Here is a 7,022-nt window from a genome sequence, read left to right on the forward strand (position 1 = left end):
TTGTGCTAAAAGCCCAGATGCCGATTTCGTCTGAGGAAAATCATCCTGCGCATAAGCAGTACAACGCTTTTGGCCGTCGATTCTCATCATCCCACATTTGTTGTGAACGGTTGGGATAGCGAGGGTTCACAGAATGTGGGCCCGGCTGCTGCGGCAACTTCGCAACGAAATGTCAGTTACGCAATGTAGCTTGTCAGTTATGCGTGAGCAGCGTGCGGCGATGTGGTCCAGACTGAGTACAGACCCATAAGGAGAACCTCATGCTGAACCACCCTGCTGAAAAATATCGCCCCTTCCCGGTGATCGATTTACCCGACCGTCAGTGGCCATCGCGCCAGCTCACCCAGGCACCGCGCTGGCTTTCTACCGATCTGCGCGACGGCAACCAGGCGCTGGCTACGCCCATGGACAGCGCCCGCAAGCTCGAGTTTTGGCAGCTATTGCTGCGCTGCGGCTTCAAAGAGATTGAAGTGGCGTTTCCTGCCGCCTCACAAACTGATTTCGACTTTGTACGCCTGCTGATTGAGCAGAACCATATTCCGCAAGGCGTTGCGATTCAGGTACTGACGCAAGCACGCAGCGATCTGATTGATCGCACCTTTGAAGCCCTGCGCGGCGCACCGCAGGCGATTATTCATATGTACAACGCCACGGCACCGTTGTTCCGCGAACGCGTATTCCGCCAGAGCAAAGCAGAGATCATTGAGCTGGCCTGCGCTGGGGCACGGCAAATCCGCGCCCAATGTGAAGCACAAAACGACACCGCCTGGACCTTCCAGTATTCACCTGAAACGTTCTGCTTTACCGAACCAGAATTCGCGCTGGAGATTTGTGAAGCAGTCGCATCGATCTGGCAGCCGGGGCCTGAACGCCCGATGATTATTAACCTGCCCGCCACGGTGGAAGTGAATACTCCGAACGTCTATGCGGATCAGATCGAGTATTTCTGCCGACATTTTAGCCAGCGATCGCAGGTGGCGATTTGCGTGCATCCGCACAACGATCGCGGCACCGGCGTGGCCTGTGCCGAGCTGGCGATACTGGCCGGAGCCGATCGCGTTGAAGGCTGCTTGTTCGGTAATGGTGAGCGCACCGGCAATGTCGATATCGTAACGCTGGCGCTCAATTTGTATACTCAGGGCGTGGCACCGGAACTCGATTTCAGCGATATCCAGCAGGTGCTGGAAGTGGTGACCCGTTGTAACCAGTTGCCGGTGCATCCGCGCCATCCGTACGCTGGTGAGCTGGTGTTTACCGCGTTTTCGGGTTCGCATCAGGATGCGATTCGTAAGGGCTTTGCCGAACGCAATGAGCGTCAGGAGGCGATCTGGCAAATGCCGTATCTGCCACTTGATCCGATCGATATCGGTTGCAGCTACGAAGCGGTGATTCGCGTCAACAGTCAGTCCGGTAAAGGCGGTGCCGCCTGGCTGCTGGAGCAAAACCATGGCCTGCAGTTACCGCGCGGGTTGCAGCAGGAGTTCAGCCGCATTGTGCAGCAGCAAACCGATGCTCACGGACAGGAGATGACGCATCACGCACTGTGGCAACTGTTCTGCCAGCATTACGGCTTAACGCAGCCTGCACGCCGCTTGCTGGACGCGGAAAACCATAGCGATGAGAAAGGTGAAACACGATTTAAAGCGCGCCTGCAGGATGGCGGACAAACGCTGACGCTGGAAGGCAAAGGCAACGGACTGCTGTCGGCGGCGGTCGCGGCACTGCGTCAGCGCTATGATCTGGCAATCAGCATTGAGGATTACCACGAGCATACGCTGGGTAAACGCAGTGACAGCCGCTCTGTTACCTATATTAGCTGTACCAATGCACGCGGCGAACGTGCCTGGGGTGTGGGCATCGATAATGATGTGACACGCGCCTCATTACAGGCGCTACTCAACGCAGCCCACGCTTTTCTGCCGCAGGAAAGTAGTTCGCCGGTGTAACGCCGAGCACGCGGCGGAACATCGCACTGAAGGCGCTCGGGCTGTCATAACCGAGTTCGAGCGCCACCGTTAACACCGTTTCGCCCTGCGCCAGCCGCGCCAGCGCCACGCTGAGGCGTGCGCGGCGCACCCAATCGCTGAACTGCAAGCCCGTTTCGCGGTTAAAATGACGCGCCAGCGTGCGTTCAGCGACACAGAGTTCGCTGGCCGCTCTCGCGAGTGTCCAGATCTCGCCCGGTTGCTGATGAATTTGCTGGCACAGTGCACGCATCCTCTCACTTTCCGGCCACGGCAGGCCGAAGGGCAGCACATCCATTACGCGAATTTCATCGAGAATCAATTCATAAATGCGTTCTGCACGACTGCCAGAAGCGTATTGATCCGGCAATGCCAGAGCACTGACGATCAGCTCTCGCAGTAGCGGGGAAATCTGCACCACCTGACAACTGGCAGGCAGATCCGCTCGTGCGAGCGGATCGACAAACAGCGTGCGTGCCGCCACGGCACCCACAATCTGCAGTGCATGCCCGGTGCCCGCCGGTAACCACACGCCACGACTCGGCGGCACAATCCAGCAGCCCTGTCGGGTTTCGACTTTCACTACGCCGCTTAAGGTATGGATCAACTGTGCACAATCGTGGTGATGCCATGACTCAGCATCACCGTGCACATAATCGTGCGCATAAGGCACCAGCGGACGAAAGCTGAAATCGAAGTTGAGCCGCTGACTCATTTAGCGTTTCAGGTATTGGTAGACCGCCGCCAGGTCCTGCTCGCCGTAACCGGCATCGACCGCTTGCTGCCAGACGTCAACGATGTTCTCCAGCGCGGGCAGTTTGGTCTCACCCGCAGCATCCAGTGCCAGTCTTGCATCTTTCAAGGCCCACACCAGATGCATCTGCGGGGTGAAATCACCACTGGCGATCATACCCAGTTTCATTTTGGCGTACGGGGCTGCCAGCGGGCCGCCATCCAGCACTTTCCACAGATCGTCGGTGCTGAAACCAAACTGCTCCGCCAGGCGTGTACTCTCCGCCAGACTTTGCATCAGGCCAATCAGCCAGCTGTTGACCACCAGTTTCATACGCGAGCTGGCACCCGCCTCACCCAGCCACTGTGTGCCTTTTCCAATTGCAGCAAACACCTGCTCAGCGGCCTGCGCTTTGCTTTGATCGCCGCTGGCCATCACCAGAATCTGCGCATTTTCGGCAGGCGCTTTGGTACCGGAAACCGGCGCATCGATAAAGAGCACATCCGGACGTGCCTGTTGCAGGTCGGCAATCAGCGCATCAGTCGCTTCCACGCCAATAGTCCCCATCTGGCAGACGGTCGCGCCCTGCTTCAATGCACGGCTTGCTTCGGTCAGGGTCTGACGCGTGGTGTCGCCGTCAGACAGCATGGCGATCACCACGTCTGCGCCTTCAACGGCCTGCGCTGCGCTGTCAGCCAGTTGCAAACCGGCATCCAGCAGATCTTCACCCTTCGCACGTGTGCGGTTCCAGCCACGCACCACGAATCCTTTTTTCAGTAAGTTGGCGGCAAATGCATGCCCCATTGCGCCTAAACCTAATACCGCGACAACCGGTTGCTGACTCATTTTCACTCCCTTTTGTGCTTGCAGACAAAACCGCCAGACTGACAGAAAATCGTGCTGACAGCCAGGCGAGAGGTGCGGGGAAAATCGAATTCACCTTATATAAACGCGATTCGATTATTTTATTCCGTTCACCTATAATCAATTGGAAATATTCACTACACAAATCATTATCGATGGCATCAGAAAATCAAACCACAAAAGTGACACGCGAGCGTGGCAGACCAAGAGTCTTTGTCATGGATGAAGTCCTGGATAAGGCAATGATTGTCTTCCGGAAAAAAGGATACCACGCATCATCCATCGCTGACCTTGGCGAAGCCATGGGCCTGACAGCGGGAAGCATCTACAAGGCTTTTATCGATAAACGTACGCTGTTTCTGCGCGTTTTTGAACGCTACATTGCCATACGCAATGCGGACTTGCGTCAACGCCTGCAGCATTTTCCGAATGGCAGAGCGCGCATTGAAGAGTTGCTCCAGTTCTATCTGGATTCCGCTGTTGAGATTGAAGGCCGCAGAGGATGCCTGGTGGTCGGAAGCACCGTTGAACTTCAGACGCTCGATGAAGAGTTGTCCGAGCTTGTTCGGCAAGCCGTGATGCGCAACCAAAATTTTCTGATTTCGCTTGTCGCGGATGGCCAAAAAGATGGCTCTATTTCATCTCATGTTGATGCTGAAACAGCAGCAGGGCTACTATTGTGCGTGGCATTTGGCATGCGCGTGGTGGGTAAAGTACAAGATGTGACTAACGGAAAAAAAACCATTAGTATGGTCATGAAGGTTTTGGATTAATTCATTTGCCCTATTAGGAAATATGCATTTCCTAATTAAACCGGGTTATTCACCCTGATGGATTGTTGTCGAACAGGCTTAAGCGAGCCGTAAATGGCAAGACATGCGCAGCCCGATGTTTTTAACTTTTGCGATTAGCCTTAGGGAAATTAATATGTGCACCAATGATGCAGCAGATTCAAAAAAGCCTTTTACCGGGGATGAAGCAGAAAATCGCTCAGAAATTTCTGAAGAGGAAGCGCTGGGAAAACTCGTGGCCGAAATTTTAAGTTCAGGTAAAACGTTGAGCAGAAAAACGCTTTGCTTTGAGTTATTGAAACAACTTGACGTCTGCGAAGAGGCATCTGCAAAACAACACTATGCAAATATATTCAAGAAATTACTCTCCTGTTAAGGACAGCACGAATAAGCCAACCGTTGGATGACTGCTTTTCAGTTGCCCAGAAAATAGACACTTTCTGCGCACTGCTTTCAGGTGTTTTCACAGGGAACATAGCAATGCGATTTTACGCCTCGGTTATATTACTGCTTAGATGCCAGATTATTAGCAAACTGAATGATTTCACCCCAACACCGAGACATTGAAGTAACACTGACTCTCATCGGCGTTGAGGGTAATCCACTGTTATGCCACTACCCTCTCTATTTAAAATGCGATGCTCGCTTTGATATTCAACCTGCTACCTGATACGGACCCCGACCAGAGAGCCAGAATGCTGGCAAACGCATAGGGCAATAAACCCGCTACGCTTTAGGATTAAATCGCTCTCTTCCATGAATCAAAGTACTACGCCTGCTTTTTATACGGAACCGGGCATGATTAATAACAGTTCTCCAGAGCGGATCTGCGGTACTGCTTTGAAAACTTTCGAGTTTATTGAGAAGTTCCGTCCACTTAACCACCTGATAATCCTTATCTTTATCTAATGAATCTTTCATGTCTTGTATGATCTTATCGACACCTTCTTTTGCGTGCTTTAGGCTAGCGCCTGACTGGTGCTCAGCTGCGTGCTTTTTTATCAGGCGTGCAAAAACATCAACATCATTTTCATATGCGTCCAAGCGCACCTCTACAATGTTAGAAACTGCATATATCAATAGTGGGTTCCAGTGATTAATAAAGCGAAGCGGAATTACTAAACTTAAGATGCATATTAAATATATTTATTAGCCTTACTGTAATTTACCTTCAGTCAGATGAAAACGCATGGGTGACTTTGAATAAAATTGTACGGAATTTGACTAAATTTTGCTTTCTTTTATTAATCGTAGATTCATACACTATTTTTGAACAACTTCACAGGAAAAACTCACGATCAGCACTCCAGACATTCATAACTGTGAGTTTTATTTCATTTATTTTGAATGAATATAAAGATATAAATAATATACATGTCAGACCACACGAATTGATCATGAGCTTATTGTACAAGTTTTTAATATTTGTATAAATTTGATTGCCTGAGCAAGCCTTGTTGTGGATACCGAGCCGTGATGGCCAGGAAGATCGCTTCTCTTTTCAAAATTGTAGTTTTAAGATAACCCAATCTTGCTGGATCCTGCAATAACGCTAACGGATACACATAACTTCTACCCTTACTTTAATTGAGGCTTTTATGCAAGAATCGACTACCGCTAAGTCTCGATTACTCGACTATTTCCAGACGACTGGCGAGCAAGATTTAAGCGAACGCGTGATTATTTCTGAAATCCGCATGGAACTGCTGGCTAAAAAACACCGCATTACCAATAAGGATATCATTCTTGCACTGATATTAAGGCTTGAGTGCGAAAGTGACATTATTAAGCAGGATATTTACCGAAACGCACTGGAAATAGTTGTCCAGCGCACCCCGGATGACATTTCATAAACAAAGATTTAAGTGGAACCCGCGTTGTGATGAGCAAGGATGCCTAATCAATGTATACAATGCACACCCCGCGGTTTAACTGCTTACATTCACCATGCATATTTTCAGCCCAAAGATGCCCCAGATTCGTCCCCTCTCTCTGTCGATGCCATCAAATACGTTGTCTTATCCCCATTAAAAACAGGCCCAATGGCCTAATGCCAGTCAGTTAAGCCTGACTGGCATTTTTTCTTCTGGCTGTCGGATATTTATAGGGTCTCTCTTTCACCACCCTTGGGAACGAGCGCTCCCGTCGTCCCGGTAGTCTGACCATCTCTGCTATCGAACTTACGTCCTTTACCAGTTCCGGGATACGCCCAGGCGATGCGCCTTCAAGTGTCCAGAGCAGTTTCATCACCCACGCTGTCGATTCCCTGAAGCTGAGCTGGTTAGGCCAGTATCCCTTCAGCGTTGAGGCCATTCTTATCATCTGATATCTCACCAGATTGTAGGCCAGCAGCACGCCCCACAGCTCCTGTCTTATCATCTCCGGCTTCCTGCTGCGAAGCGTGAGCCTGCTGTCCTGGAGACCCTGCTTTATTTCACGATATCCCAGCTCTATCTCCCAGCGATGACTGTAGAGATCCGCTATTTCTTTACCCGGGTAACGCATCGCATCCGTCATCGACGTCAGGAACCGCCACGTCCGGCCTTTTATTTCCCGGCTTATCATCCTCATCTCTGTGTGCGCCGCCAGATGTGGCCATTTCTTCCGTGAATGAGCGGAGGTTTTTACCCGGATAAGTATGTCTCCCTTCCCCAGACGACGTACCTCTTC

The 7,022-nt window shown here is 51.1% G+C and carries 8 protein-coding genes; 4 read left to right on the forward strand and 4 right to left on the reverse strand.

Features of this window, described 5'->3' with window-relative positions; all coding sequences use genetic code 11:
* Positions 1-260: 260 nt before the first annotated feature.
* Positions 261-1,946, forward strand: a complete 1,686-nt coding sequence (leuA, locus tag AC1MDE_RS05100) for a 2-isopropylmalate synthase (protein WP_479402668.1) — start codon at positions 261-263, stop codon at positions 1,944-1,946.
* On the opposite strand, the gene AC1MDE_RS05105 is transcribed toward leuA, so the two are convergent.
* A complete protein-coding gene (locus AC1MDE_RS05105; protein ID WP_479400930.1) occupies positions 1,897-2,679 on the reverse strand; it encodes an AraC family transcriptional regulator in 783 nt (260 codons plus the stop codon). The genes leuA and AC1MDE_RS05105 overlap by 50 nt on opposite strands.
* On the reverse strand, positions 2,680-3,543 hold the full coding sequence (locus tag AC1MDE_RS05110) for an NAD(P)-dependent oxidoreductase (RefSeq protein WP_479400931.1): 864 nt from the start codon (positions 3,541-3,543) through the stop codon (positions 2,680-2,682). It lies immediately after the preceding gene.
* 173 nt (positions 3,544-3,716) lie between these two features.
* Here AC1MDE_RS05110 and AC1MDE_RS05115 point away from each other — a divergent pair, with 173 nt between their 5' ends.
* Together AC1MDE_RS05115 and AC1MDE_RS05120 are read left to right on the forward strand one after the other, a co-directional pair.
* Positions 3,717-4,334, forward strand: a complete 618-nt coding sequence (locus AC1MDE_RS05115; protein WP_479400932.1) for a TetR/AcrR family transcriptional regulator — start codon at positions 3,717-3,719, stop codon at positions 4,332-4,334.
* 154 nt (positions 4,335-4,488) lie between these two features.
* The gene (locus tag AC1MDE_RS05120) at positions 4,489-4,728 is read left to right on the forward strand and encodes a hypothetical protein (RefSeq protein WP_479398456.1); all 240 of its coding nucleotides are present in this window, start codon (positions 4,489-4,491) and stop codon (positions 4,726-4,728) included.
* A gap of 350 nt (positions 4,729-5,078) precedes the next feature.
* Here AC1MDE_RS05120 and AC1MDE_RS05125 read toward each other — a convergent pair whose 3' ends face one another.
* The gene (locus AC1MDE_RS05125) at positions 5,079-5,396 is read right to left on the reverse strand and encodes a hypothetical protein (protein ID WP_153012280.1); all 318 of its coding nucleotides are present in this window, start codon (positions 5,394-5,396) and stop codon (positions 5,079-5,081) included.
* 554 nt (positions 5,397-5,950) lie between these two features.
* On the opposite strand from AC1MDE_RS05125, the gene AC1MDE_RS05130 reads away from it, so the two are divergent.
* The gene (locus AC1MDE_RS05130) at positions 5,951-6,205 is read left to right on the forward strand and encodes a biofilm development regulator YmgB/AriR family protein (protein ID WP_479414561.1); all 255 of its coding nucleotides are present in this window, start codon (positions 5,951-5,953) and stop codon (positions 6,203-6,205) included.
* Between the two features lie 208 nt (positions 6,206-6,413).
* Here AC1MDE_RS05130 and AC1MDE_RS05135 read toward each other — a convergent pair.
* A partial coding sequence (locus tag AC1MDE_RS05135; protein ID WP_480344350.1) for a transposase occupies positions 6,414-7,022 on the reverse strand: 609 nt, incomplete at its 5' end.

This window comes from Pantoea folii (assembly GCF_056678875.1).

Bases quoted from the DNA above. Each gene is read 5' to 3' on its own strand.
- leuA (WP_479402668.1), top strand. From the start codon at position 261: ATGCTGAACCACCCTGCTGAAAAATATCGCCCCTTCCCGGTGATCGAT.
- AC1MDE_RS05105 (WP_479400930.1), bottom strand. From the start codon at position 2,679: ATGAGTCAGCGGCTCAACTTCGATTTCAGCTTTCGTCCGCTGGTGCCT.
- AC1MDE_RS05110 (WP_479400931.1), bottom strand. From the start codon at position 3,543: ATGAGTCAGCAACCGGTTGTCGCGGTATTAGGTTTAGGCGCAATGGGG.
- AC1MDE_RS05115 (WP_479400932.1), top strand. From the start codon at position 3,717: ATGGCATCAGAAAATCAAACCACAAAAGTGACACGCGAGCGTGGCAGA.
- AC1MDE_RS05120 (WP_479398456.1), top strand. From the start codon at position 4,489: ATGTGCACCAATGATGCAGCAGATTCAAAAAAGCCTTTTACCGGGGAT.
- AC1MDE_RS05130 (WP_479414561.1), top strand. From the start codon at position 5,951: ATGCAAGAATCGACTACCGCTAAGTCTCGATTACTCGACTATTTCCAG.